This window comes from Ralstonia sp. OTU4908 (assembly GCF_038440115.1).
Taxonomy (GTDB): domain Bacteria; phylum Pseudomonadota; class Gammaproteobacteria; order Burkholderiales; family Burkholderiaceae; genus Ralstonia; species Ralstonia pickettii.
On record NZ_JASATD010000039.1, the window covers coordinates 1 to 26,133 of the forward strand.

Consider the following 26,133-nt stretch of genomic DNA (forward strand, 5'->3'; position numbering starts at 1 on the left):
CCCCGGTCCATACAATTCTGCATAGGAGCTCCTTTGGTACCTTCAAGGACGCCGGTCGTGCCAGCGTACGTGTTATGGCGCGCGAACCTTATCAGGCACAGCGCTGCGGCACTATAGCCTCATCCCCGTATTGACGCATTGTGCAGGCGGTGGAACGGCACGCGTCGCTAGCCCAGCGGCACTTCGAGCCCCACCTTCACGCGGTTGAGCACCACGGCCGTGTGATACCACTTGATATTGTCGTTGTCGTCGAACAGGCGTCGGGCGAGGGCTTCGTATTCGGTCATCGTCGCCACGTTCAGAATGAGGACGAAGTCCGCCTCGCCCGTCACGTAGTAGCACTGCTGCACCTCGGGGCCGGAGAGTGCTTTTTTGAGCGCCGCCACGGCCGCGGTATTGGTGCGCTCGGCGTGCACCTCGACAATCACGGTGATGGGTTTGCCGACCCGCTCAGGGTCCACCACGGCCACGTTGCCGACGATGACACCGGCCTCCTCCATTCGCTTGATGCGCCGCTGCACCGCGGCGGTCGATAGATTGACTTCCTCGCCGATCACGCGCAGCGGCGTGGTGTAGCACCGCTGCACGGCGTTGAGGATGGCGATGTCGAATGCGTCGAGTTCGAGCGGTTTCGGAGGGGCCATAGCCGGTTTGGTGAGAAATTTTTGCGTGTGGCCGGCCAGATTAGCGGAAATTGCTTCCCGCGCGTGACATAGCATTTCGTCATTATCGCTCGCGGAGCCGCATCCCATGCATTGGCAATCCCAGCTCGTCAGCCCGGAAACGCTTGCCCCGGGCGGCTTCCGATCATTGGTGACACCCGTCTACCGCGGTTCAACCGTGCTGTTCGACAACGCGGCGCAGGTTGTGGACGACTGGCGCCATGCGCAGCACGGCTATACCTACGGCCTCTACGGCACACCGACCGCCGTTGAACTCGGCGCACGGATTGCGCAAATGGAACGCGCCCGCCACAGCTTTATCGTGCCCGGCGGGCAGGCTGCCATCGCGCTCATCTACCTGGCGTGCTGCGGCGCCGGCAGCCACGCACTGGTGCCGTTCAGCGCGTATGGGCCCAGCCGGAGCATGGCTGCCGGCCTGCTCAAACGCATGGGCATCGAAGTGGAAACGTATGACCCGCTCATCGGCGCGGGCATCGAGGGGCTCATCCGTCCGAACACCACACTTGTTTGGACTGAAAGCCCCGGCTCGGTCACGATGGAGGTGCAGGACGTGCCGGCAATCGTGGCCGCGGCGCATGCGCGCGGCGTGCCGGTAGCGCTCGACAACACGTACACGGCCGGCGTGTACTTCGACGCCTTCGCGCACGGCGTAGACATCAGCATGCAAGCCCTGACCAAATATGTCGGCGGTCACAGCGACCTCCTGCTCGGCTCGGTCTCAGTCAATTCGGAGGCAATGTTCGAGCGGGTGGGCAGCGCGTTTGCCGACCTGGGCATGGGCGCCTCGCCCGACGATTGCAGCCTGGCACTGCGTGGCCTGCAAACGCTGGCGCTGCGCCTTGAGCGTCTGCAAGCCTCCACGCTGGCGGTGGCGCGCTGGCTGCATCTGCAGGATTGCGTTGCCACCGTGCTGCATCCAGCGCTGCCGTCATGCCCCGGCCATGAACTCTGGAAGCGCGACTTTACTGGCGCAACGAGCGTGTTTTCAGTGGTGTTTCAGGAAAGCGTTTCGGCCGAGCAGGTCAGCGCGTTCATCGATGCGCTGCGCATGTTCCGGATCGGCACGAGCAGCCTGGTGATGCCCTATCCGGATCTGGCGCGGCCGAATCATCACTATCGAGGTCGCCTGGTGCGGCTCAACGTCGGGCTGGAGGCGCCAGAAGACCTGATCGCCGATCTGCGGCAAGCCATGGCGCGTGCTGCCATCCAGGAGCCCGCTGTCACCGCATAGCGGCCGGCACGTCAGTCAGGGGCGGCAAACGGCGGCGCGCGCCGCTTCACCGTTTGCGCCTTGACGATGGCAGTGTTGGTTTCGGCGTGATAGGCCACGCGGTCGAGAATCTCATCGAGCTGATCGATCGAGCGCACATACAGGCGGGCGATGAAGCAATCCTCGCCCGTCACCTTGTCGCATTCGCCGATCTGCGGAATCTCTTCGATCAGTTGCTGCACGATATGCAGCTTGCCCGGCATGGGCCGCACGCGCACGATGGCCTGCAACGTATAACCCAGCGCCGCCGGGTCGATGTCGACGGTGTAGTTGCGGATCACGCCGCGCTCTTCCAGCCGGCGCAGGCGCTCCGACACGCTGGGGGACGACAGCCCGACCTGCTCGGCCAGCTGCTTGAGCGAGATGCGGGAATCGGTCAACAGGACGTCAAGAATGCGTTGGTCCAGGGCGTCGATCGCGTTCATTTTTCCTTCCGTGGTCCGTTCCGGCGTTTCGCCTTATTTCGTGAGAAGCAACGTGGATTTTGCCTTAGAAAAGCAATGGAAGTCAGGCCATCCTCATGCGATCCTTCTTGCATCCAACGCTCAAGGTGGTTCGCATGAACGATAAGATGCGCGGCACGGTCGAGATGACCGCCGCCATGATCATCTCCGGGACAATCGGCTGGTTTGTCGTCCGCTCCGGCCAGCCGGTGGCCGACGTTGTGTTCTGGCGCTGCGTGTTCGGCGCGCTGACGCTGCTGGCGGTATGCGCAGGGCTGGGGCTGCTGCGTGGCGCGATCACGTGGAAGCGCGCCGGCATTGCCGCGCTGGGTGGCGTGGCCATCGTCGTCAATTGGCTGCTGCTGTTTGCAGCGTATCCGCGCGCATCCATCTCGATTGCCACGGCGGTCTACAACACACAGCCTTTCATGCTGGTGGGGCTTGGCGCGCTGTTTCTGTCGGAAAAACTGACGGCGGCCAAGCTCACATGGCTGGCCCTCGCCTTTATCGGCGTCGTGTCGATCGTGCAAGTGGGCCCAACCGCCAGCGCGGGGACCGATTACCTGACAGGCATTGCGATGGCGTTGGGCGCGGCGTTTGCCTATGCGGTGGCCGCGCTCCTGATCAAGAAGCTGGCCGGTACGCCGCCGCATCTGATCGCGCTCATCCAGGTGTGTGTGGGCGTGCTGATGCTGGCGCCACTGGCCAAGCTGTCGCATCCGCCGGCCGAGCCACATGCGTGGGTGATGCTGGTCACGGTGGGCGTGGTACACACGGGGTTGATGTACATCCTGCTCTATGGCGCCATCCAGCGGCTGCCGACGCATCTGACCGGGTCGCTGTCGTTCATCTATCCGATCGTTGCAATCGGGGTGGACATGGTCGCGTTCGGACACCGGTTGCAGCTCGCGCAGTTTTTGGGTGCGGGCGCGATCCTGCTGGCGGCGGCGGGCATGAATCTGGGGTGGTCGCCGTATCGCTGGTTGCGGGCGCAGGCCGAATCTCCCGTTTCCAAATAACGCAATACGCGCAATAGGCCGCCCCACCGGCAACACGAATGGGCGGCCCAACTGCTGTTATTCTTGTGCGTTTTCCGCTGGCGCCCGGCGCGCCCTGCGCCTGCCTCTCTCTCCCTTTGGCACCCAGCGGACAGAAACCCCAAAACATACGTACAAGATGAAGGAAGGTCACCCGCCGGAGCCGGGTCGCGAAAATGCGATCGCCTGGATCCTGGAACAGATGCAGATGTACGGCCTGTCTATCGAAGACCTGCAGGCGCAGGGTTGCTTTGACGCTCCGCCTCCGCCCCCACAAGCGGCGCCTATCGGCCCGGTCTACATGAGCGCTGACGGCCAGCACTGGGACGGCTCCGGCGACATGCCGGACTGGCTCCAACGCGCTGTCAACGCAGGACAGAGCATCGAGCATTTCCGCGTGGGCTGACGCGCAGGCAGCGCAGGTACGCCGGTTGCGTGGCCGTAGACGCAAGCGCTGCCGGTTCGTTGATCCATGAGTTGACTCACTGCATTCCCGGCCGGCGCTCCAACTCAACGGAGGACGTCACCATGCCGGAACGCAAAACCGTAGAACGTGCGCGCGCCGACAAGCGCCACGGCAAAGCCGCCTCGACCCAGGCGGGCAACTTCGTGAAGGAAGAGATGGATCACATCCGCGAAGGCAAGCACGGTGCGAAAAACACCGAGCAGGCCATTGCGATTGGTCTATCGAAGGCACGCCGCTCTGGCGTCGCCGTCAAGCCGCCGGGGGAAGGCAAGGCATCGGCCTCCACCCGCAAGAAGGCGGAACATGATGTCAAGGCCGGCAGCAAGACGGGCAACAAAACCGGCAGCCACGCCAGTGCGAGCAAGGAATCCACGGCCAAGCGCAGTAAAACCACAACGCGCACGCTGAAGAAGGAAGGCCATTCGGCGGCGTCCAAATCATCGTTGTCCAAGCAGGCACACGGCGCGGCGTCGAAGCGCTCGAGCAGCGAGCGCTCGTCAGCGGCCAAGAAAGGCGCCGCCACCAAGGGCGCGGCAGGCCGTTCCGCTGCCGCAAAGAAGGCAGCCCGCACGCGCGCGTCCCACGCCAAGTAAATTTTTCCTGTCCGATCTGAAGGCGGCCGATCGAGGCCGCCTTTTTTTTTGGACCGTCTCGAAAAAAAATCAAAAAAAAGTTGTTCTCCGTGTCAGGAACGCAGCCATGCGCCGACGAAGGTGCACGGAACACATCTGCGCGATGCCGCAGTGCACCGTACGGCGAGGGATTTCGCCCTGCCAGCCGTTCAACGACACCTGTTCAATCAAGGAGAACACACATGAAACAACACGCCATGATCGCCGCCGCTCTGGGTAGCCTGCTCGCGCTGGGCGCACTGTCAACGCCTGTCCAGGCCGCCGATGCTGCAGGCAAGGAAAAGTGCTACGGCGTTGCCAAGGCCGGTCAGAACGATTGCGCCAGCCCCGGCAGTGCCCACGCCTGCGCGGGTCAGTCGAAGATCGACAAAGACCCGATGTCGTGGAAGTACGTGCCGGCCGGCACCTGCGCGCAGATGGGCGGCACGATGCAGCCTGCGTCCAAGTAACGCGCGACGCCGGGTGACTGCCATGCAGACCGCTCTGCCAACCTGCGCCGGTGCAGGCCTGCGCGCCCCGCACTTCCCCGCCCTGCTGCACGGGCAAGCCCGTTTCCCGTGGGCGGAAGTGCACAGCGAGAACTATCTGTATGGCGGCCCGGCACGTGCAGCACTGCTGGCCGCGCGCGAGCACCAGCCGGTAAGCCTGCACGGCGTGGGCATGGGGCTCGGCAATGCCGATGGGCTTGACGTCGAGCACGTCCGCGCCATCGCTGCCCTGGCCGACGCCGTTGCGCCCGCCGCCATTTCCGAGCACCTGTGCTTCAACCGCAGCGGCGCACAAGTCGTCAACGACCTCCTGCCGCTGCCTTACTCCCGCGAATCGCTGGATGTTGTCTGCGCCAACGTCATGCGCGCCCAGGACATCCTCAAGCGGCCGCTGCTGATCGAAAACATTGCCGCGTACATCGACTGCCGCACGCTGGTCGACGCCGACGACGCCGTCTCCGAAGGTGCATTCCTGACCGCCCTCGCCCGGCGTACGGGCTGCGGCATCTTGCTGGACCTGAACAATCTGTACGTCAACAGCGTCAACCATGGCGTGACCGTCGAATCGGTACTGGCCGATATCGACCCGGCGCTGGTCGGCGAGATTCACCTGGCGGGCTTCAGCGTGGAAGACGGCATGCTGATCGACACGCACAGCGCGCCCGTCCATGCGCCCGTCTGGGCGCTGTACGACACGTGGATTGCCAAGCACGGCGCACGCCCGACACTGATCGAATGGGACGCCGAACTGCCGCCCGTGCAGGTGTTGCTGGAGGAAGCGGCACGTGCCCAGGCGACGCTCGATCGTCATGCCAATGCCCCCATCCAGGAGCCACGCCATGCGACTGCCTGAGTGGGAAGCGCACCTTATCCGCACACTGACCAACCCTGCAAACAACGAAGTAACGCGCGGCATCGCGATCTACCGCAATGCGCGTCTGGCAATCCTGCGCAACGCGTTGGCGGGGGCATACCCCGTCTGCCGAGCGCTCGTCGGCGACGACTGCTTTGATGCGCTCGTGCGCGACACGATGACCGTACAGGCGTCTACATCGCCCAATCTGCATCGCTATGGCAATGCGCTGCCGGATGTCATTGCGCAATCGCCGTTGGCACACAGCCTGCCCTATCTGGCCGATGTCGCGCGCCTGGAATGGTGCGTGCATTGGGCGCATTACGCCCCGGACGCCCACGTTGAAGCGGCGGACGCCACCCTGCTCGCGCAGCCTGCCGACACCATCCGCGCGGGGCTGGTCGAGGGGGCGCAGTGGGTGGCGTCGCGGTGGCCCGTGGTGTCGATCTGGCGCGCGCACCAGCCCGGTGAAACCATCGCGCTCAATGCAATCGACCTGGGCGTCGGCGAAGCCGCCGCGATTGCCGTGCGCGGGCACCGCGTTGCCGTGCTCGACCTTGATTCGCTGACCGCCGCGTTCCTGGCCGCTTGCGAAGCTGGGACGTCGCTTCAGGCCGCGCTCGAAATCACGTTGGCCGAGCGGCCGGATTTTGATCTGACTGCATGCCTGTCCGGCCTCTATCTCTCGGGGCTGCTCGCACTGTCTGCCTGCCCAACAACCTTGTCTACTGGAGACACGCCATGAACACCCTCAGCCCGACTTTTGCGCCGCTTACACGGCTGCGCGCGACGTTCGACCGGCTTGCCGGTCCGCAAAGCACGCTTTGTTCGATCATCCTGTTGATCGCGCGCGCGTATCTCTTCTACGTGTTCTTCCGGTCGGGGCTGACCAAGCTGCACGACTGGGACACAACCGTGCTGCTCTTCACCGAAGAATACAAAGTGCCGCTGTTGCCGCCCGCACTGGCAGCAGCGCTCGGCACGTTCGGCGAACTGGTTTTCCCTTCTCTGATGCTGGCCGGCATCGTACCGAGGCTGGCAGCTGCCGGGCTGTTCTTCGTCAACGTGGTGGCGGCGGTGTCGTACTGGGCCAATCTGTCGGCATCGGCCATTGAATTTCATTTCGTGTGGGGCGTGCTGATTGCGCTCGTGGCAACGGTGGGACCGGGTTGGCTGGCGGCGCAGACCCTTTGGCAGCGCCGCAGGCGTTAAGCCGTTTGCGGGGGCGGCGGGCTTATGATGTCGGCTTGTCGTCCTCTCTTCAGGAGTATCGATGCGCTTCCCTCAGTTGTCCTTCGCAGCCTCGGCCGGTGTGTTGGCTGCAATCGGTGCCACAACACTTCTGACCGCTTGCGCCTGGGGTGATAGCTCCACCGCTTCCGGCGCGCGCATGCTCGACGACTCGCTGCTCTCGTACCAGGTCAAGGCGGCGCTGGACCAGGACACGGCACTCAGCACGCGCCAGATCCGCATCCGATCCAACCCCGACGGCAAGGTCACGCTGACGGGCTGGGTCGATACCCCGGAAATGGCTCGCCGCGCCGGCGAAGACGTCAAACGCTTCGTTGACCCGGCCAAGCTCGACAATCAGCTGCGCGTGCTCTCGCGCATGCAGGTGCTGGGCGGCGGCCCGTACATCCCGGCCGGCTTGCCGCCCGAGGCACCGGCCAGCGCCCCGGCCGCGCGCTGAACTGCCAAGCGCTTACGCCGCCCGCGCGCCTGCTCGCACAAGCAGGCGGCCCACGGGCAGCGATTGCAGCAGCCCAAAGCCAATCTCTGCGATCAGGAAGGGCACCAGCAGCAGCGTCGCGCCCGATGCCAGGGCGTACGCCTGCCACGCCGCAAACAGCCCGCGCGCCACGGCGTCATACCGGCCCAGCGCCACACTTGGCCGTCGGATGCGCAATACCGACCACACGCACACCACCGATCCCATCAGATTGGCCATCAGCAGATGCGTTGGCTCAAATGCCGGCAAGCTGCCGATGCCCAGCGCCTGCGCCAATGCGCTGAGCGCCTGATGCAACAGCGCGAACGTCCACGGCGTCGCAAACGGCGCGGTCATGATCAGGTCATACCAAGCGCTGGTCCGCACGATACGCAGGAAGGTCGATTCGGAAACCATGGGGAAACTCCAGAAGTGAAGTGAAGGAGTCGCCACGCTAAAGCTTGGTGTACGCTCCAAGGTCAAGCCCGCCGACCGTATCCCTCCTCCCAAACCACCATGCCTGCCGCTCTTCCCGCTCCCATTTCCAATGCGCATGCCGGCGACCTGTCCATCGGCGACTTGGCGGCTGCAACCGGCGTCTCGCGGGATGGCTTGCGCTTTTACGAGGCGCGCGGCCTGATCCGAGCGCGGCGCCGGAGCAACGGCTACCGCGCCTATCCGCCCGAAATCGTAGAACTGGTGCAATACGTGCGCACGGCCCAGCAGCTGGGTTTCACACTGGCGGAAATCAAAGAAGGCATGTCGCACGTGTGGCAGCAACCCGACACCGATGCCGCCGTCACCGCGTTGCTGCGCGACAAACTGGCCATGATCGATGCCCGCATCGCAAGCCTGCAGGCCATGCGAGACGCACTTGCCACGCGCGTCGGCATGGCATGTCCACTTGCACCGGCCTGAGACGGTCATCATGTCTTGTCATATAACTGTCGCAGACTGGCGCTGCTGGGCGGGGTTTTTGCGTTTTCCCCGATCCTGACAGCTTGCTGAGCCGTGAAAGGCGCTTGAAAGTTCGCGTCGGTAAAAACGCTCCCGTCTCAAGGGGGAGTCTGCTGCAGTGAAACATCGGGGTGCATTCCATTTACGGGCGAGGGCCGTGCTGTGCGCGGTGACCTGCCTGCCATTTGCCGCTGCCTGGGCAGCCACGCCGGCATCGGCGCCGGCTGCGGCCAGCATGCCGGTCGCCACCATGCCGCCCATCAAGCCTTCCGTGCCGGGCGTGACGGGCGCCGGCTTCAACCTGGTCGAACTGCTGCAGGAGCTGAAAGGCAACAACCCGCAATTGATCCAGGGACGCCATAACTATTTGTCGGCCAAGTCCATACCGCCGCAGCTTGCGTCGCCCAACAATCCGCAGCTCGGCTATATCTGGAACAGCATCCCCAAGGGATTCCCTCTGGCGGTGAACCGCGCGGGCGGCAGCCAGTACAACCTGACGCAGCAGATCCCGTTTCCGGGTAAAAAAGCGCTGGCGGCCGAGATTGCCGATCGCCAGGCTGAGTCCCTGAACGCGCAGAATGACGCGCTGTACCTGCAGCTCTATGCGCAGCTTTCCACCACGTACTATCAGGCGATTGCGCTGCAAAAGCAGATCGACGTGCAGAAGCTGACCATCACGCGCCTGGAGCAGGTCAAGCAGATCACGCGTGTGCGCTACGCCAACAACGCCGCCGCCTACGCAGATTTCCTCAACGCGCAGGTCATGCAGAGCAGCGCACAGAACGACCTGTTTGCCGCGCAACGCCAGTACGACAGCACGCTGCAGACGCTCAACACGCTCATCGGGAAAGATCCGAGCTTCCCCCTCGTGCTGCGGGCAGACGACGAGGCTGTACGCCTGCCGGATGAACCGCTGCCCGAACTGGAAAACCAGGCGCTGCGCGAGCACCCGTCGATCAAGGCATCGGCCGAGCTGATGGACGCGGCGCGCAAGAGCGTGACGCTGGCGCGCAAAGCCTACCTGCCCGACTTCCAGGTCATTGCCACCGTCACGACGGACAACCCGCCGTATGGCGTGCGCCCGAACAGCTACCAGATCGAACTGGACGTGATCATCCCGTTCTGGTTCCTGACCAAGGAAAAGTACGGCGTGAACCAGGCGGTGGAAAGCCAGATTGCCACCGAGGCGAACGATGTGTCGGTGCGCCAGCAGACGTTACTGGCCGTCGATACCGCCTACAACACGCTGCGCCAGACGCTTGCGCAGCTCGATTTCAACAAGCAGCGGCAACTGCCGCAGGCGCTGGCGGCCTATCGCGTCACGATGACCAACTACGCCAGCAACAACGCCGATTTCAACGACCTGCTCACCGCCCAAGGCGCGCTCAAGAACGCCGAACTGTCGGTTGCCCAGGCACAGGCCACGGCCTTGCAGGCCTATCACGCGCTGCTCGCGGCCACCGGCCGCTCGCCGGTTCAAGCTCAATAACATCATGAAGAAGTTCTCTCCTGTCGTTGCTGTGATCGCCTTGGCAGCAGCCCTCGCTGTAGGCGTGGTGGTCGGACGCAAGTGGCCTGCCGCCGAGCCGGCCGAGACTGCAAAACCCGCTGCCGGCCCGGCCTCTGCGCCGGCTGCCGCGTCGCGTCCGGCACCCGACTCTTTAGAAATGCCCTCCGGCGGCTTCGACCCCCAACAGGTGAAGGTCGCGCAGGTCAGTCAGCTTTCGGTGCCGGTGGAGCTGTCCACGCCGGGCAAGCTCGCGTACAACGCCGAGCTGACCAAACTTGCCTCCGCGCGCGTGGCCGGCCGGCTCGATCACATCCTGCAGTTCGAAGGGGCGCTGGTGCGCGAAGGTCAGCCCATTGCGGAGCTCTACGCACCCGACTTCATCTCCGCGCAGAAGGAATACCTGCTGGCACTGAATACTGCTCGCCAGCTCAAGGGCTCCAACATGAAGGATCTGCTGGAAGATGCAGACGCCACCGTACAGTCCGCCGCGGGCCGCCTGCACGTGCTGGGCATGTCCGATGCGGATGTGGCACAGATCGCCAAGCGCGGCACACCGGCTGAACACCTGACGCTGCGCGCACCCATCTCGGGCACGATCGTCAAGCGCAACATGGACCCAGGCGCCTTCCTGAACGTGGGCGACTCGTTCATGAGCATCGTCGATACGCGTGTGCTGTGGTTTACCGGCAACGTGTATGAGAACGACATTGCCAGCGTGCGCATCGGCCAGCCGATCTCCCTGCGCACGGCGGCGTATCCGAATCGCGAGTTCACGGGCCGCGTAAGCTTCATCGCCCCGAATATCGACCCCGCCACGCACACGCTGACGGTACGCTGCGACGTGCCCAACACCGACGGGCTGCTGCGCCCGGAGATGTACGCCACGGCGCGCATCCAGACGGGCAGCGGTCAGGCCACGGTGGTGCCGAAGTCCGCCCTGGTGAAAGACCACGGCGGCTACTACGTGATCGTGCAAAGCGATGCCACGCATTTCAAGCGTGTGGAGGTGCGCGGCAAGGACACCGGCACGGATGGCAATTTTGCCGTCACGGCAGGGTTGGATGCCTCGTCGCGGGTCGTGGTGCGCGGCGCCGCACTGCTCAACGAGATGATCGTGAAGGCAGGAGCTTGAGCATGCAGTTCAACCCGATCGCGGGCATTCTCAAGCGCCGGCTGCTGATCGTCTTTCTGGCGATCGCTCTGCTGGTGGTCGGCGTGCTCTCATTCAAAGAGTTGCCGTTGCAGGCGTATCCGGGCGTGGCGCCGCTCTCGGTGCAGGCCATCACGCAATGGCCGGGCCGCAGCACGACCGAAGTCGAACAGCAGATCACCATCCCGATCGAAAACGCGCTGGCTGGTGTGCCGGACGTGCAGTCGTTCCGCTCGGTATCGCTGTTCGGCCTGTCGGTGGTGACGCTCAAGTTCAAGGAAGGCACCGATAGCTTCAAGGCGCGGCAGAATTTTTCGCAGTATCTGGCGAGTGCCAACCTGCCGACGGGCGTGCAGCCGTCGCTGAGCCCCGACTCGGACGCGACCGGTGAAATCATGCGTTTCCGCCTCGTGGGCGATGGCGTCGACCTCACCACGCTCAAGAGCTACCAGGACTACGACATCTCCAAGGGGCTCAAGCACGTGCAGGGCGTGGCCGATGTCAGCTCCTTCGGCGGCAAAGTGAAGGAGTACCACATCGTTCCCTCGCCCGCGAAGCTGCTGTCATACGGGATCACGCTGTCACAGCTCATCACGGCCATCGGCAACGCCAACAACAACACTGGCGGCAACCTGCTGCGCGATGGCGAGCAGCAGTTCGTCGTGCGCGGCGTCGGCCTGCTGCAAACGGTCGACGACATCCGCAACGTGGTGGTGACCGCCAACAATGGCGTGCCTGTCCGCGTGCGCGATATAGCCGAAGTGGAAGTCGGGAATGTGCAGCGTCTGGGCCAGGTGCAATACAACGACCAGCCCGACGTGGTGGAAGGCATCGTGCTGCTCAAGCGCGACGCCAACGCCACCGAAGTGCTGGCCAAGGTGCGCGAAAAAGTGGCGGAGCTGAACAACGGCATCCTGCCCAAGAGCGTCCAGATCAAGCCGTTCTACGATCGCCAGGTGCTGCTCGACATCACGATGGGCACGGTCGAACACACGCTGGTGGTGGGCATCGCGCTGGTGCTCGCGGTGCTGTTCGTCTTCCTGGGCAACTTCCGGGCGGCGGCTGTGGTGGCGGCGGTGATTCCGCTGGCGCTGTGCGTCTCGTTCATCAGCATGGAGCACTTCCATGTGCCGGCCAACCTGATCTCGCTCGGGGCGATCGACTTTGGGGTGATTGTCGACGCGGCCGTGATCGTGATGGAAAACATCATGCGGCACCTCGAAGAAGGCGCCGAGAAGCTCGAAGACGCGATCGTCAAGGCGACCAACGAAGTGCAGCGCGCGATGATCTTCTCTACGGGCATCATCATCGTGGCGTATTCGCCGCTGTTCTTCATCGGCGGCGTGGAAGGCATCATCTTCAAGCCGATGGCGTTCACGATGGGCTTTGCGTTGATGGCATCGATCGTGCTCAGCCTGACGTTCGTGCCGGCGGCCACGTCGTTCGTCTTCGGCAAGACGCTGCATCCGCATTCGCCGGCGTTCATAGCGGCGATTCTGCGCTGGTACAAACCATTGCTGCGCAAGCTCATTGCCCGCCCGATGACCGTCTTTGCCACGGCCATTACGGCGCTCTTGCTGACGCTGTACAGCGCCACCTTCCTCGGTACGGAGTTCCTCCCCACGCTGGAAGAGAACAACCTGTGGCTGCGCATTACGCTGCCCAACACGGTGGACCTGGAATACTCCGCGTCGGTGGCCAACGACTTGCGCACGTACTTCACCAAGCAGCCCGAAATCCAGAAGGTTTCCGTGCAGATCGGACGTCCGGATGACGGCACCGACTCCACCGGCGTGTTCAACCAGGAGTACGGCCTCTACTTCGCCCCGCCCGACCAATGGGCCAAGGGCATGACCAAGGGACAACTGGTCGAACGCCTGTCCAAGCACCTCGAGAAGATTCCCGGTATCGAATACAACTTTTCGCAGTACATCCAAGACAACGTTGACGAGGCGCTGTCCGGCGTCAAGGGCGAGAACTCGGTGAAGCTGTTCGGGAACGATCTCAACGTTCTCGAAGCGAAGGCCAACGAAATCCAGGCGCAGCTTAAGAAGGTGCAGGGACTGGTAGACGTGGGCATCTTCCGCGAGTTGGGTCAGCCGACACTGAACGTTTCGATCGACCGCCAGGCGGCTGCGCGCTTCAACATCAACGTGAGCGACGTGCAGAACCTCGTGCAATACGCCATTGGCGGCGCCCCGGTCACGCAAATCCTGGAGAGCGAAAAATCATTCGGGCTGGCGGTGCGGCTGAACCAGCAGGCACGTGCATCGTACGACGCTATCCGTGAGCTGCTGATCGACACGCCCGATGGGCAGCACATTCCGCTGTCGATGATCGCCAAGGTGGAAATGACCGACGGCCCGTTCTTCATCTACCGCGAGGAAGGCAAGCGCTACATCGCCATCAAGTTCGGCGTGCGCGGCCGTGACCTGGGCGGTGCCGTGGACGAGGCACAGCGTGTGGTGGGCAACAGCGTAAAACTGCCCGAGGGCTATACCGTCAAGTGGGATGGCCAGTTCAACGAGATGAAGGTCGCCCAAGGCAAGCTGATGGTGATCGTGCCGTTGACCATCCTGGTGATTTTCCTGCTGCTGTACAGCACGTTCGGCAATTTCAAGGATGCACTGATGGTGGTGCTGAATGTGCCGTTTGCCGCCATCGGCGGGTTGCTGGCGCTGCATATCGCAAATGAGACGCTGTCGATTTCAGCGGGGATCGGCTTCCTGTCACTGTTTGGCATCGCCATCCAGGACGGGGTGATTCTGATCTCGTACGTCAACCGTCTGTCGCAATCCGAAAACGTGCGGGAAGCCACTGTCGACGGTGCCGCGCTGCGTCTGCGCCCGGTGATCATGACCGCCATGCTGGCCGGCCTGGGCCTCTTGCCGGCGGCGCTCTCGCACAGCATCGGCTCGGAAGCGCAGCGTCCGCTGGCGCTGGTGATCGTCGGCGGCATGGTCACAACGACGATCCTGACCCTGCTGGTGTTGCCGGTGGTCTTCACGTGGGCGCACCGCCATCGTCGTCCGCCCCCGCGCGATTCGGACGTCAATCCAACTGCTGCCATGCTGCCTTAACCTGCGCATGTGCTGAAAGCGCAACGGGCGCATCGCTTCACCGGCGGTGCGCCCGTTTTCCTTTGGGCTCGCACCAGAATCGGACCAATCTCATGGCGACGCGTGGACGAGGCGAGCAGAGTGCATCTCTGATTCCCACCGCACGCACCGCCACCATGCACCTCACGTCCAACGTCTCCGCCAGCGTCGTCGCACAATTCCCGCCACAGGTCATCACTACGCTCACCGAGCTGTTTGGTACCGATCTGCAGCAATGGCGTTTTATCGTCGATCTATTTTGTGAGACGGTGGAACAGGATCTCGCCAACCTGGCGAACGCCATCCGCGGCGGCGAAGACACACAGATCGTTGAAGCGGCGCACCGCATCGTCGGTTCTGCTCGCATGCTTGGGCATCAGGCGATTGGCGATGCCGCCCGCCGCATCGAGCGCGCAGCGCAGAGCATCGGACCGTATCAGCAGCGTGTGGAAGACATGCAATCCGCCCTCACCTGCCTGCGCGCGCTGGCGAGTGAATTCCGCCAGCAGGCAAGCGGCTGCCCGTGGTCAGACGCTGCGGTTGCGAGCTGACCGTCCGCCACCCTGCGCCGCACATCGCTTGAATAACCCCCCGGCTATTTATGTTCTCAGTCACATAAATTAAGCGATTAGGTTGTACGTTGCGTAACTCGCAATACAACGGGTGACTACAACTATTGATCTAGAACAGACTACCCCACTATCTTTCGCGGGCAACGTCGGCGCATTCCAACTGCAGCTGGCTGGCACGCACCGGCCATGACCGGCGCGGCCGCACCGTTTCACCACGTACGTCACAACGCGGGCTCAACCTATCCGGGGGGATTCGATGTCCGAAGCAGTCCTGCATCCATTTTTTTCGCGCGAGCGCACCGTCGCCGCGGTTGGCTTCAACCGCTGGCTGGTTCCTCCTGCCGCACTGGCCATCCATCTGTGCATTGGCATGGCCTACGGTTTTTCCGTCTTCTGGCTGCCGCTCGGCCGCGCGCTGGGCATCACCAAGCCGCTCACATGCGGCGCCGATGTCTCGCTGGTCGCCGAGCTGTTCACCACCACCTGCGACTGGCGCGTCTCCAGCCTGGGCTGGATGTTCACGCTGTTCTTCGTGTTCCTGGGCGCATCCGCTGCCATGTGGGGCGGTTGGCTCGAACGCGTTGGCCCGCGCAAGGCTGGCGTCGTGTCGGCTGTGTGCTGGTGCGGCGGGCTCCTGATTTCCGCACTGGGCATCCAGATACACCAACTGTGGCTGCTGTGGGTGGGCTCGGGCGTGATCGGCGGCGTCGGCCTGGGGCTGGGCTACATCTCGCCCGTGTCGACGCTCATCAAGTGGTTTCCGGACAAGCGTGGCATGGCCACGGGCATGGCCATCATGGGTTTTGGCGGCGGCGCGATGATCGGCGCCCCGTTGGCTGACCGCCTGATGAAGCTGTTTGCAACGCCCGAATCTGTGGGCGTGTCGCAAACCTTCATTGTGCTGGCCGGCATCTATTTCGTGTTCATGATGGCAGGTGCGCTGGGTTACCGCGTGCCGCCCACGGGCTGGAAACCGGCAGGCTGGACACCCTCCCCGGCCAAGGCGAAGGACGCGATGGTCACGCAACGCCATGTCCACGCAAACGAAGCGCTGAAGACGCCGCAGTTCTGGCTGATCTGGGGCGTGCTGTGCCTGAACGTATCAGCCGGCATTGGCGTGCTGGGCATGGCCTCGCCACTGCTGCAGGAAGTGTTTGGCGGCAAGCTGCTGGGCGTGACGACGTCGTTCATGGACCTGACCGCCGCGCAAAAGGGCCAGATCGCAGCCATCGCTGCGGGCTTCACGGGTCTGCTGAGCCTGTTCAACATCGGCGGCCGTTTCTTCTGGGCGTCGCTCTCGGATCGCCTGGGCCGCAAGATGACCTACGCGGTCTTCTTCGTGCTCGGCTTCGTGCTGTATGCGTCGATTCCGTGGACGTCGCACACGGGCAATATCGCGCTGTTCGCACTGGCCTTCTGCGTGATCCTGTCGATGTACGGCGGCGGTTTTGCGACCGTGCCGGCGTATCTGGCTGACATGTTCGGCACGCAAATGGTGGGCGCCATCCACGGCCGGCTGCTCACGGCGTGGTCGACGGCCGGCATCCTGGGCCCCGTGCTGGTGAACTACCTGCGCGAATACCAGATCGCCCATGGCGTGGAACGCGCAGCCGTGTACGACATCACGATGATCATCCTGGCCGGCCTGCTGATCCTCGGCTTCATCTGCAACCTGCTGGTGCGCCCTGTCAACGCGAAGCACTTCATGACCGAAGCGCAGCTCGACGAGCAACGACATGCTGCGGCAACCAAGAGCCCAACGCCGTCGGTTGCTGCGCCGGAAACATCGCTGGAATGGCAGGCGCATCCGGGTTCGGCTGTAGCCGTGGTGCTGGCCTGGGCCGCCGTGGGCCTGCCGTTGGGCTGGGGGATTTGGATTACACTCCAAAAAGCTGCCGTTCTCTTCTCCTGACCCGTGATTTAAAGCTGCCCCGCCACCCATGAAGCATCAGAAGATCGAGTTCTACCGTCACCCGGCCGGTGGCTGGGGTGCGCTCAAAAGTGTTGCGCATCAATTGCTGTCGCAGGGCATCGCGGCCAAGGGCGCCAAGACCATGCTGTCGGCCAACCAGCCCGATGGCTTCGATTGCCCCGGCTGCGCCTGGCCTGATCGCGACCACGCCTCCACCTTTGAGTTCTGCGAAAACGGCGTCAAAGCCGTGGCTGCCGAAGCGACGTCGCGCCGCACCACACCGGAGTTCTTCGCGCAGCACACCGTGCGCGAACTGGCCGAGTGGTCGGACTACGCGCTGGAAGATCAAGGCCGCCTGACGCACCCGATGGTCTACGACGCGGGCAGCGACAAATACGTCCCGATCGACTGGGACGCCGCCTTCGCGCTGATCGCGCAGCACCTGCGTGCGCTGCCCGATCCGAACCAGGCGATCTTCTACACCTCGGGCCGCACCAGCAATGAGGCGGCCTTCCTCTACCAGTTGTTCGTGCGCGCCTATGGCACGAACAATTTCCCCGACTGCTCCAACATGTGCCACGAGCCTTCCGGCACGGGCATGCGGGCCAGCATCGGCGTCGGCAAAGGCACCGTCACGCTCGACGATTTCACCAAGACCGACGCCATCTTCATCTTCGGGCAAAACCCGGGGACGAACCACCCGCGCATGCTCGGCGAGTTGCGCGAGGCATCGAAGCGCGGCGCAAGCATCGTGTCGTTTAACCCGCTGCGTGAGCGCGGGCTGGAGCGCTTTGCTGATCCGCAGAGCAAGATCGAAATGCTGACGCTGGGCTCTACGCGCATTAGCACCGAATACCACCAGGTGCGCATCGGCGGCGACCTGGCGACGGTCAAGGGCATCATCAAACACGTGATCGAGCGTGACGACGCGGCACGCAGCCGCGGCGAGCCCGCCATCATCGACCACGCCTTCATCGCCCAGCACACTGGCGGCTACGACGCCTTCGCCGCTGACGTGCGCGCGGAGTCGTGGGCGACCATCGAGGCCGAATCGGGCCTGCCAGAGCACGAAATCCGCCAGGCGGGCGACACGTACATCAAAGCCGGCAGCGTCATCGCGTGCTGGGGCATGGGAATCACGCAGCACAAGCATTCAGTCGCGACGATCCAGATGATCGTCAACCTGCTGCTCCTGCGCGGCAACATCGGGCGCCCGGGTGCCGGTGCGTGCCCCGTGCGCGGCCACAGCAATGTGCAGGGCGATCGCACGATGGGCATTTATGAGAAGCCCGCGCCGGCATTCCTGGATCGGCTGGAAAAGGTGTTCAGCATTCAAGTGCCGCGCGAACATGGCTACGACACCGTCGGCGCCATCGAAGCGATGCAGCAAGGCGCCGCGCGCGTGTTCTTTGCCATGGGCGGCAACTTCGCGGCAGCCACGCCCGACACCGCCGCCACATGGGCGGGCCTGCGCCAGTGCGACCTGACCGTGCACGTGACCACCAAGCTCAACCGCAGCCACATCGTGCACGGCAAGGCTGCGCTGATCCTGCCGTGCCTTGGCCGCACCGAGGTCGACCAACAGGCCGGCGGCGCGCAAGGGGTGACGGTGGAAGACTCGATGAGCATGGTGCACATGTCGGCAGGCATCAATCCGCCGGCCTCTCCGCATCTGCTCTCGGAGCCGGCCATCGTGGCACGCCTGGCCGAGGCGACGCTGCCCGAGAGCACCATCCCGTGGCGCTGGCTGGTCGAAGATTACGACCGCATCCGCGAACGCATCGAAGCTGTGTTCGACGACTTTGCCGGCTTCAACGAGAAGATTCGCGTACCGGGCGGCTTTCGCCTGCGCAACACCGCGTCGGAACGTGTCTGGAACACGCCGTCGGGCAAGGCGGAGTTCCACGCGCATGCCGTGCCGACTGATACCCCGGTCCACCGCGCCCGCGAGCGCCATGCCGACGCCACCGTCTTCACGCTGGCCACGGTACGCTCGCATGACCAGTACAACACCACCATCTACGGCATGGACGACCGCTACCGCGGTGTGTTCGGCCAGCGCCGCGTGGTCTTCATCAACAAGGAAGACCTGCACACGGTCCGCATGAAAGACGGCGAGTGGGTCGACATGGTGACGCTTTCCGAAGACGGCACCACGCGCCGCGCCGATGGCTTCCGTCTGGTGGCGTATGACATTCCGCGCGGGTGCCTGGCGGCGTATTACCCCGAGACCAACCCGCTGGTGCCGCTGTCTTCCGTGGCTGACCAGGCACGCACGCCGACATCCAAGTCGATTCCGGTGATGCTGGTGCCGAGCCAGGTCGCGCGCACTGCTGACACCCAAGCGGCCACCACGGCCGAAGCCTGATGGCCACAGAGCCGGCGTGGTCTGCGCTGCAGCTGGCGCTGCTGGCCGCATTGCGCGAGACCGACGCCGGCAAGCCGGTGTCGCTACCATGGCTGACCAAGCGCGTGGGCGAGCGCGCCAGCACAGTGCTGCGCGCGCTGCATCCGCTGGCCGACGCCGGCCTGTTGCGCGTTGCCATGGACGACACACGCTGGCTCATCGTGCTGCTCGATGCCGGCCGCGCTTTGCCTCATTTCACTGCATGACATTGCTACCCCGCCACCCCGCCGGCTTGCCCGTCGTGTCCACTAACGCGACGAAACGCACACGCACCGGTGCGCAAGAAGACACCTCCACGGCCGTCGCCGATGAGGCACCGGTCGCGCTTGTCTTCAACGGCATCACGCATGCCGTAATGATGGCGTCGCCGGCCGACCTGGAAGACTTTGCGCTGGGCTTTGCGCTGTCAGAAGGCATCATCGACAGTCGCGCCGATTGGCGGGGCGCAGATGTGGAAACGCATCCGCATGGGCTCGAAGTACACGCTGAAATTGCTTCGCATTGCTTCGTGCGGTTGAAGGAACGCCGTCGCGCGCTGGCCGGCCCGACCGGCTGCGGGCTGTGCGGCATTGAAAGCCTGCAGACTTTTGAAGATGCGCCGCAACCGCTTGTGCCACCCGCGTGGTTGGCATCACTTGCCGACACGCAGGTATTGGATGCAATGCAGGCGATGACGGCGCATCAGCCGGCCAATGCGCTCACGGGTGGCTTGCATGCCGCAGGGTGGGTGCCCTCAGACGGCAACGCACCGCTGCATGCGCTGGAAGACGTGGGTCGCCACAACGCTCTCGACAAGCTGATCGGCCGGCTGGCTCGGCTCGGCATCCGCCCCTCGGACGGGTTTATCGTCATGACGAGTCGTGCGAGCTTCGAGCTGGCGCGCAAGTGCGTTCAACTGCAGGTGCCGCTGCTGGCAACGATCTCCGCGCCATCCTCACTCGCAATCCGCCACGCCAAGGTCGGCCGGCTGACGCTGCTGGCGTTCTGCCGAGGCGATAGCGTGACGCGGTTTGCGTAACGCACAGAACGCGCGAGGTTAGATCTCCACCTTGCTCCCCAGCTCAACCAACCGGTTGGCAGGAATCCGGAAGAAGTCCGACGGTTTGGCGCTGTTGTGCTGCATCCAGGCAAACAACGACTCCCGCCACATCGCCATGCCGGGCAGCGGCGACGGCACCACCGTGGCGCGCGTAATGAAGAACGACGTTTCCATATCTTCAAAGACGATGCCCAGCCGCTCGCCCACGCTGCGAACGATCTCGTCCACAGCGGGCGTTTCCTTGAAGCCGAAATCCACCACTGCGGTGTGGATGTCGTCGCCAATGGTTTTGATGACCAGGCGCTTGGCAGGGTCCACATAGGGCACGGCCAGCGTACGGAAGTGGATGAACAGCACGCGCTTGTGCAGCACGTGGTTGTGCTTGAGGTTGTGCAGCAACGCCAAGGGCACGAAATCGATGCTGGGCGTCAGGTACACGGCCGTGCCGTCCACACGATACGGTGGATGGCGCAGCAGCCCGTCCATGAACGGCTCAAGCGGAATGCCGCCTTCTACATTGCGCGCCTTCAGCAGCTGCGTGCCCGAGTGCCACGTCACCATCAGGAAGAAGATCAAGCCGCCCAGCAGGAGCGGGAACCAGCCACCGGCTGCAATCTTGAGCAGGTTGGCGGCGAAGAACGACAGGTCCACCGCCAGGAACACCGCCCCGATGCAGGCCACCAGCCAGAGGCGCCATTTCCAGGCGTTGTGCATGACCACCGTCACCAGCCCGGTCGTCAGCACCATGGTGGTCGTCACCGCAATACCGTAGGCCGCTGCCAAGTTGTCGGACTTGCCGAACGCCAGCACCACGGCCACCACCAGCACGAGGAGCATGTAGTTGACCACGGGCACGTAGATCTGGCCGATCTCCACATCCGACGTGTAGAGAATCTTCATGCGCGGCGCATAGCCCAGGTGCACGGCCTGCGCCGTCATCGAAAACGCGCCAGAGATGACAGCCTGGGACGCAATGACGGTGGCCGCCGTGGCCAGCAGCACCATCGGGCCAACCGCCCAGCTCGGCATCAACAGGAAGAACGGGTTTTGCACGGCGCTCGGCTCGCGCAGCAGCAAGGCGCCCTGGCCAAAGTAATTCAGCAGCAGGCACGGCATGGCAATGTAGAACCACGCGTACCGGATGGGGCGGGCGCCGAAGTGGCCCATGTCGGCATACAGCGCCTCGGCGCCGGTAAGTGCCAGAAACACCGAGCCGAACACGATGAACGCCAGCACCGTATGCCGGAATCCGAATTCGATGGCATACAGGGGGCTCAGGGCCACCAAGATCTGCGGCGACTTCACCACGGAGGCCAGCCCGATCAGCCCGAGCAGCACGAACCAGATCACCATGATCGGCCCGAACAGGCGCCCCACCACGTGCGTGCCCTGCTTTTGGATGAGGAACAAGGCGATCAGCACGATCAGCGCCAGCGGCAAGACCCATGTCTGCAGCGCGGGCGCCATGATCTCCATGCCCTCAATGGCGGAGAGCACGGAAATGGCCGGTGTGATGACGGCATCGCCGTAGAACATGGCAGCGCCCAGCAGGCCCAGCAGCATCAATGTGCGCGTAAACCGGGCGCTACCGCTGCTTGCGCGCATGGCCAGCGCCGTCAGCGCGAGGATGCCGCCTTCGCCGTTGTTGTCCGCCCGCATGACGAAAAGCACGTATTTGACGGAGACCACCAGCGTCATCGCCCAGAACAGCATCGACAGGATGCCGAAGACGGTCTGATCGGAAAACGGCACCCCATGCTCGGGGTTGAAGCATTCCTTCAGGGCATACAGGGGGCTGGTGCCGATGTCCCCGAAGACCACGCCGATCGCGCCCACCATGGTGGCCATCAACGCGGGGTTTTTCTTAGTGTGACTGGCTGCGGCTGTCGTCATGTGTAGGCGGCGGCTGGAACGACGGGAGCGCACGCAATTTTCGTGCACCGCTGCGGCACCGGTTTTGCTGCGTGGGCCGAGTGCGGCAGAAGCCACTAAAGCTTAGGTGAAAACGCCCGGTTTTGCGCGGGTGTTTGCACCGATGGCAAGACCGCGCCAACCCTGATGCAGCCCCGAAAACAGCGGCCCCGCCTGCTCCAAACGGAAACCTTAAAAAAACAGACTTTGACGAGGCGACGCGCCAAGCATATATTCACCAAACGATCGTTTGGCCGGTTCGGCCGGGTCTGCCTGCTGTGTTTGTATTTGGCCGGCGGCCGATCGATTTCTCAACTTCACGACTCAAAATCATGGCTACTGGTACCGTCAAGTGGTTCAACGACGCAAAGGGTTTCGGCTTCATTACCCCGGATGATGGCGGCGAAGACCTTTTCGCACATTTCTCCGCAATCAATGCCGCAGGCTTCAAAAGCCTGAAGGAAGGTCAGAAGGTGTCGTTCGAAGTCACGCAAGGCCCGAAGGGCAAGCAAGCTTCGAACATCGTGCCCCAGTAACACGGAGCACGCGGGCGCGGTAGCCCGGTTTTGGCTTGCCGCGCGAGGTTTCCTCGCGCGTGTATTGGCCGGGATATTCCGCCAGGCAGGTTGTTTCAGTACGTGTTTGCCATCAAGCAGTCGGATGGCCGCCGGAAGCGGTGGCCTGGTTTGACGAACCCCTTTTGGGAGCATGCAATGGCCAGCCGAATTGAAGAGAACGCCGTTCAATATGATCCGCCCGCCGGGGCAGCTGCAGAAATGCATGCTGCCCCGAGTTTTATTCGGGATTCGGAGATCCAGTTTTCGCGCTCGCAGACATTCCACGAGGGCCAGCGCGTCAGCTTCGATGTAGAAATCGGGCCCGATGGCGAACTCATCGCCGTCAACATCAAACCAATATGACACGCCGGTTTCAACTCGGCATGTTCAAACGATAAAGGGAGGCATTGCCTCCCTTTCTCATGAGCGATACGTCGGCTTACTTGGCTGTCGGCATGACGAATTCAGCGCCCTTGGCGATCGAATCCGGCCAGCGTTGCATCACGCTCTTGTAGCGCGTGTAAAAACGCACACCTTCTTCGCCATAGGCGTGGTGGTCTCCGAACAGCGAGCGCTTCCAGCCGCCAAAGCTGTGCCACGCCATCGGCACCGGAATCGGCACGTTGATCCCGACCATGCCCACCTGGATCTGCCGCGCAAATGCACGCGCCACGCCGCCATCGCTCGTGTAGCACGACACGCCGTTGCCGAACTCGTGGGCGTTGATCAGCTTCACCGCCTCGGCCAGATCGTGCACGCGCACCACCGACAGCACCGGACCAAAGATCTCTTCCTTGTAGATCGTCATCTCGGGCTTGACATGGTCGAACAGCGTGCCGCCCGTGAAGAACCCCCCGGCGTGGCCGTCGACCGTGTGGCCGCGTCCGTCGACTACAAGCTCGGCCCCTTCTTCCACGCCCTTGGCGATATAGCCTTCCACCTTGGCCTTGTGGGCAGCGGTGACAAGCGGACCCATTTCGCTGTCCGCCTGCATGCCATTGCCGATCTTGAGCGCGCGGGCACGTTCGGCAAGGCGCGGAACGAGCTTGTCAGCCACGTCCCCCACCGCCACAGCCACGGAAATCGCCATGCAGCGCTCGCCGGCCGAACCGTAGCCGGCGCCGATCAGGGCATCCACCGCCTGGTCGAGGTCCGCATCCGGCATGACGACGAGATGGTTCTTTGCGCCGCCCAAGGCTTGCACGCGCTTGCCGCGCCTGGTGCCCTCGGCGTAGATGTATTCGGCGATGGGCGTGCTCCCAACGAACGAGACGGCCTGCACATCCGGATGCTCGAGCAGGGCATCGACGGCATCCTTGCCGCCCTGGACGACGTTGAACACGCCATCGGGCAAGCCCGCCTGCTTGAGCAAGTCGGCAATCATCAGGCTGGGGGTCGGATCACGTTCGCTCGGCTTGAGGATGAACGTATTGCCGCACGCCAGCGCCACGGGCGCCATCCACATCGGCACCATGAACGGGAAGTTGAACGGCGTGATGCCGGCCACCACGCCCAGCGGCTGGCGCAGGTTCCAGTTGTCGATGCCGCCGCCGATGTTGTCGGTGAATTCGGTCTTGAGCAGGTTCGGAATGCCGCATGCAAATTCCACCACTTCAATGCCGCGCGTGACTTCGCCCTTGGCATCGGAGAACACCTTGCCGTGCTCACGCGTAATGGCGGCGGCCAGGGCATCGTGGTTCTGGTCGAGCAGCTCCTTGAACTTGAACAAGACGCGCGAGCGCTTGAGCGGCGAAGTCTCGGCCCAGTCCGGGGCAGCCGCATGGGCGGCGGCTACGGCGGCATCCACTTCGGATTTGCCGCCCAGCAGCACTTGCGCGCTCACGGCGCCCGTGGCCGGGTTGAAGACATCGGCACTGCGCGTGCCGCTGCCAGCATGGCGTTGGCCGCCGATGTAATGGCTGACAACGGATTCGGTCACGGCGGGATCAATCGGTCGGTTCATTTCAGGCTACCTCTTGCAGAACGGTACGAACGGTGTCGAAGATTCGCGCGATCTGCGCCTCTTCGATGATGAGCGGCGGGGAGAACGCCAGGATGTCGCCGGTGTAGCGCACCAGCACGCCACGCTCCAGGCATTTCAGGAAGACTTCGTAAGCGCGCGCGCCGACGGCGCCGGGGCGCGATTCCAGTTCGATGCCGGCCACGAGGCCCAGGTTTCGGATGTCCTTCACATGCGGCGCGCCCTTGACCGAATGCGCGGCTGCTTCGAACGCCGGCGACAGCGAACGCGCGCGCTCGAACAGCCCTTCGCTACGATACAGGTCCAGCGCGGCCACCGCCGCGGCCGCGGCCAGCGGGTGGGCCGAATACGTATAGCCGTGGAACAGCTCAATCGCGCCTGGCGCGCCGGCATCGACGACGGTGTCGTGCACCGACTGGCGCACGGCCACGGCGCCCATCGGCACGGCGGCGTTGTTGATGCCCTTGGCCATCGTCAGCAGGTCCGGCGTCACGCCAAAGAACTCGGCCGCCGTTGCCGCGCCCAGGCGGCCAAAACCGGTGATGACTTCATCGAAGATCAGCAGGATGCCGTGCTTGTCGCACAGCGCGCGCAAACGCTGCAGGTAGCCCTTGGGCGGCACCAGCACGCCCGTGGAACCCGCCAGCGGCTCGACGATGACGGCGGCGATGGTCGACGCATCATGCAGCGTGACAAGGCGCTCCAGTTCGTCGGCAAGGTGCTCGCCCCAGGCCGGCTGGCCCTTGGAGAATGCGTTGTGCTCGGGCGCATGCGTATGCGGCAAGTGGTCCACACCCGGCAGCAAGTTCGCCGAGAACGCCTTGCGGTTCGGCGAAATGCCGCCCACCGAGATGCCGCCGAAACCCACTCCGTGATAGCCACGCTCGCGGCCGATCAGGCGTGTGCGCTGCCCTTCGCCCCGCGCGCGGTGGTAGGCCAGCGCAATCTTGAGCGCCGTATCCACCGCTTCGGAACCGGAGTTGGCGAAGAAGATGCGGTTCAGGCCTTCCGGCATGATCTCGGCGACTTTTTCTGCCGCGCGGAACGCCAGGGGGTGCCCCATCTGGAAGGTGGGGGCGAAATCCAGCGTGGCGGCCTGCGTGGTGATGGCGTCGACGATTTCCTTGCGGCAGTGACCGGCGTTGACGCACCAGAGGCCGGCAGTGCCGTCCAGCACCTCGCGGCCATCGCCGTCACGGTAGTACATGCCCTGGGCGGAAGTCAGCAGGCGCGGTGCGGCCTTGTACTGGCGGTTGGCCGTGAACGGCATCCAGAAGTAGGACAGATCGGTGGTTTCCAGCGGGTGGGGTGCGGGTTTCATCGGCGGCTCCGAAAAAACAGCGGAAAGGGAACGGGCTGGGCAAGCCAGCGGTTGAAGCAAACTGTACAGAGTCCAATGCGACACGGACATGCACAGATGGCTGTTCTATAAGAAACTGTATAGGCGCCCATCACCGCT

The 26,133-nt window shown here is 63.7% G+C and carries 26 protein-coding genes; 20 read left to right on the top strand and 6 right to left on the bottom strand.

Annotated features, from left to right (window positions below; translation table 11 throughout):
* Positions 1 to 167 precede the first annotated feature (167 nt).
* Complete coding sequence (locus AAHM38_RS21615) at positions 168 to 644, bottom strand: Lrp/AsnC family transcriptional regulator (protein ID WP_116575161.1); 477 nt, start codon at positions 642 to 644, stop codon at positions 168 to 170.
* 106 nt (positions 645 to 750) lie between these two features.
* Here AAHM38_RS21615 and AAHM38_RS21620 point away from each other — a divergent pair, with 106 nt between their 5' ends.
* The gene (locus tag AAHM38_RS21620) at positions 751 to 1,914 is read left to right on the top strand and encodes a cystathionine beta-lyase (RefSeq protein ID WP_116575162.1); all 1,164 of its coding nucleotides are present in this window, start codon (positions 751 to 753) and stop codon (positions 1,912 to 1,914) included.
* Between the two features lie 11 nt (positions 1,915 to 1,925).
* On the opposite strand, the gene AAHM38_RS21625 is transcribed toward AAHM38_RS21620, so the two are convergent.
* The gene (locus AAHM38_RS21625; RefSeq protein ID WP_116575163.1) at positions 1,926 to 2,378 is read right to left on the bottom strand and encodes an Lrp/AsnC family transcriptional regulator; all 453 of its coding nucleotides are present in this window, start codon (positions 2,376 to 2,378) and stop codon (positions 1,926 to 1,928) included.
* Positions 2,379 to 2,512: 134 nt separating this feature from the next.
* Between AAHM38_RS21625 and AAHM38_RS21630 the strand changes: the two genes are divergently transcribed.
* The 8 genes from AAHM38_RS21630 (at position 2,513) to AAHM38_RS21665 (ending at position 7,562) form a co-directional block, all read left to right on the top strand.
* Entirely contained in the window at positions 2,513 to 3,415 is a 903-nt protein-coding gene (locus AAHM38_RS21630) for a DMT family transporter (RefSeq protein ID WP_116575164.1), read from the top strand.
* A 157-nt stretch (positions 3,416 to 3,572) separates the two neighbouring features.
* Complete coding sequence (locus AAHM38_RS21635) at positions 3,573 to 3,839, top strand: H-NS family nucleoid-associated regulatory protein (RefSeq protein WP_116575165.1); 267 nt, start codon at positions 3,573 to 3,575, stop codon at positions 3,837 to 3,839.
* 122 nt (positions 3,840 to 3,961) lie between these two features.
* Complete coding sequence (locus tag AAHM38_RS21640; RefSeq protein WP_116575166.1) at positions 3,962 to 4,492, top strand: DNA-binding protein; 531 nt, start codon at positions 3,962 to 3,964, stop codon at positions 4,490 to 4,492.
* A gap of 221 nt (positions 4,493 to 4,713) precedes the next feature.
* On the top strand, positions 4,714 to 4,980 hold the full coding sequence (locus AAHM38_RS21645) for a BufA1 family periplasmic bufferin-type metallophore (RefSeq protein ID WP_027679010.1): 267 nt from the start codon (positions 4,714 to 4,716) through the stop codon (positions 4,978 to 4,980).
* A gap of 22 nt (positions 4,981 to 5,002) precedes the next feature.
* A complete protein-coding gene (gene bufB, locus AAHM38_RS21650; protein WP_116575167.1) occupies positions 5,003 to 5,872 on the top strand; it encodes an MNIO family bufferin maturase in 870 nt (289 codons plus the stop codon).
* The gene (locus AAHM38_RS21655; RefSeq protein ID WP_116575168.1) at positions 5,859 to 6,617 is read left to right on the top strand and encodes an HvfC/BufC N-terminal domain-containing protein; all 759 of its coding nucleotides are present in this window, start codon (positions 5,859 to 5,861) and stop codon (positions 6,615 to 6,617) included. The genes bufB and AAHM38_RS21655 overlap by 14 nt, the downstream gene beginning before the upstream one ends.
* On the top strand, positions 6,614 to 7,084 hold the full coding sequence (locus AAHM38_RS21660; protein WP_103519064.1) for a DoxX family protein: 471 nt from the start codon (positions 6,614 to 6,616) through the stop codon (positions 7,082 to 7,084). The genes AAHM38_RS21655 and AAHM38_RS21660 overlap by 4 nt, the downstream gene beginning before the upstream one ends.
* Before the next feature lie 61 nt (positions 7,085 to 7,145).
* A complete protein-coding gene (locus tag AAHM38_RS21665; protein ID WP_009240681.1) occupies positions 7,146 to 7,562 on the top strand; it encodes a BON domain-containing protein in 417 nt (138 codons plus the stop codon).
* Between the two features lie 12 nt (positions 7,563 to 7,574).
* Here AAHM38_RS21665 and AAHM38_RS21670 read toward each other — a convergent pair whose 3' ends face one another.
* Positions 7,575 to 7,997 carry a hypothetical protein gene (locus AAHM38_RS21670; RefSeq protein ID WP_103519065.1) on the bottom strand — a complete coding sequence of 141 codons (423 nt, stop codon included), beginning with the start codon at positions 7,995 to 7,997 and terminating at the stop codon, positions 7,575 to 7,577.
* Positions 7,998 to 8,096: 99 nt separating this feature from the next.
* Here AAHM38_RS21670 and AAHM38_RS21675 point away from each other — a divergent pair, with 99 nt between their 5' ends.
* The 9 genes from AAHM38_RS21675 (at position 8,097) to fdhD (ending at position 20,204) form a co-directional block, all read left to right on the top strand.
* Positions 8,097 to 8,498: a MerR family transcriptional regulator gene (locus AAHM38_RS21675; protein ID WP_103519066.1), complete on the top strand. Its 402-nt coding sequence runs from the start codon at positions 8,097 to 8,099 to the stop codon at positions 8,496 to 8,498.
* Between the two features lie 157 nt (positions 8,499 to 8,655).
* Entirely contained in the window at positions 8,656 to 10,026 is a 1,371-nt protein-coding gene (locus AAHM38_RS21680; protein WP_369812453.1) for a TolC family protein, read from the top strand.
* Positions 10,027 to 10,030: 4 nt separating this feature from the next.
* Positions 10,031 to 11,179, top strand: a complete 1,149-nt coding sequence (locus tag AAHM38_RS21685) for an efflux RND transporter periplasmic adaptor subunit (protein ID WP_103519067.1) — start codon at positions 10,031 to 10,033, stop codon at positions 11,177 to 11,179.
* A 2-nt stretch (positions 11,180 to 11,181) separates the two neighbouring features.
* On the top strand, positions 11,182 to 14,277 hold the full coding sequence (locus AAHM38_RS21690) for an efflux RND transporter permease subunit (RefSeq protein WP_116575169.1): 3,096 nt from the start codon (positions 11,182 to 11,184) through the stop codon (positions 14,275 to 14,277).
* 92 nt (positions 14,278 to 14,369) lie between these two features.
* The gene (locus tag AAHM38_RS21695) at positions 14,370 to 14,846 is read left to right on the top strand and encodes an Hpt domain-containing protein (protein ID WP_009240675.1); all 477 of its coding nucleotides are present in this window, start codon (positions 14,370 to 14,372) and stop codon (positions 14,844 to 14,846) included.
* Positions 14,847 to 15,123: 277 nt separating this feature from the next.
* Positions 15,124 to 16,779, top strand: a complete 1,656-nt coding sequence (locus AAHM38_RS21700; protein WP_103519069.1) for an OFA family MFS transporter — start codon at positions 15,124 to 15,126, stop codon at positions 16,777 to 16,779.
* 28 nt (positions 16,780 to 16,807) lie between these two features.
* On the top strand, positions 16,808 to 19,147 hold the full coding sequence (locus AAHM38_RS21705) for an FdhF/YdeP family oxidoreductase (protein ID WP_009240673.1): 2,340 nt from the start codon (positions 16,808 to 16,810) through the stop codon (positions 19,145 to 19,147).
* Positions 19,147 to 19,392 (top strand): hypothetical protein, encoded by a 246-nt coding sequence (locus AAHM38_RS21710; RefSeq protein ID WP_039373814.1) that lies wholly within the window; start codon positions 19,147 to 19,149, stop codon positions 19,390 to 19,392. Before AAHM38_RS21705 ends, AAHM38_RS21710 begins: the two co-directional genes overlap by 1 nt.
* Positions 19,389 to 20,204, top strand: a complete 816-nt coding sequence (gene fdhD / locus AAHM38_RS21715) for a formate dehydrogenase accessory sulfurtransferase FdhD (protein ID WP_116575170.1) — start codon at positions 19,389 to 19,391, stop codon at positions 20,202 to 20,204. Before AAHM38_RS21710 ends, fdhD begins: the two co-directional genes overlap by 4 nt.
* Positions 20,205 to 20,222: 18 nt before the next feature.
* Here fdhD and AAHM38_RS21720 read toward each other — a convergent pair whose 3' ends face one another.
* Positions 20,223 to 22,118 carry a potassium transporter Kup gene (locus AAHM38_RS21720; protein WP_103519071.1) on the bottom strand — a complete coding sequence of 632 codons (1,896 nt, stop codon included), beginning with the start codon at positions 22,116 to 22,118 and terminating at the stop codon, positions 20,223 to 20,225.
* 350 nt (positions 22,119 to 22,468) lie between these two features.
* On the opposite strand from AAHM38_RS21720, the gene AAHM38_RS21725 reads away from it, so the two are divergent.
* Both AAHM38_RS21725 and AAHM38_RS21730 read left to right on the top strand, forming a co-directional pair.
* On the top strand, positions 22,469 to 22,672 hold the full coding sequence (locus AAHM38_RS21725) for a cold-shock protein (protein WP_027679026.1): 204 nt from the start codon (positions 22,469 to 22,471) through the stop codon (positions 22,670 to 22,672).
* Positions 22,673 to 22,849: 177 nt separating this feature from the next.
* On the top strand, positions 22,850 to 23,056 hold the full coding sequence (locus tag AAHM38_RS21730) for a cold-shock protein (protein ID WP_024978714.1): 207 nt from the start codon (positions 22,850 to 22,852) through the stop codon (positions 23,054 to 23,056).
* 76 nt (positions 23,057 to 23,132) lie between these two features.
* On the opposite strand, the gene AAHM38_RS21735 is transcribed toward AAHM38_RS21730, so the two are convergent.
* Both AAHM38_RS21735 and AAHM38_RS21740 read right to left on the bottom strand, forming a co-directional pair.
* A complete protein-coding gene (locus AAHM38_RS21735) occupies positions 23,133 to 24,656 on the bottom strand; it encodes a CoA-acylating methylmalonate-semialdehyde dehydrogenase (protein ID WP_103519072.1) in 1,524 nt (507 codons plus the stop codon).
* Position 24,657: 1 nt separating this feature from the next.
* A complete protein-coding gene (locus AAHM38_RS21740) occupies positions 24,658 to 25,995 on the bottom strand; it encodes an aspartate aminotransferase family protein (RefSeq protein ID WP_004627328.1) in 1,338 nt (445 codons plus the stop codon).
* Positions 25,996 to 26,133 lie beyond the last annotated feature (138 nt).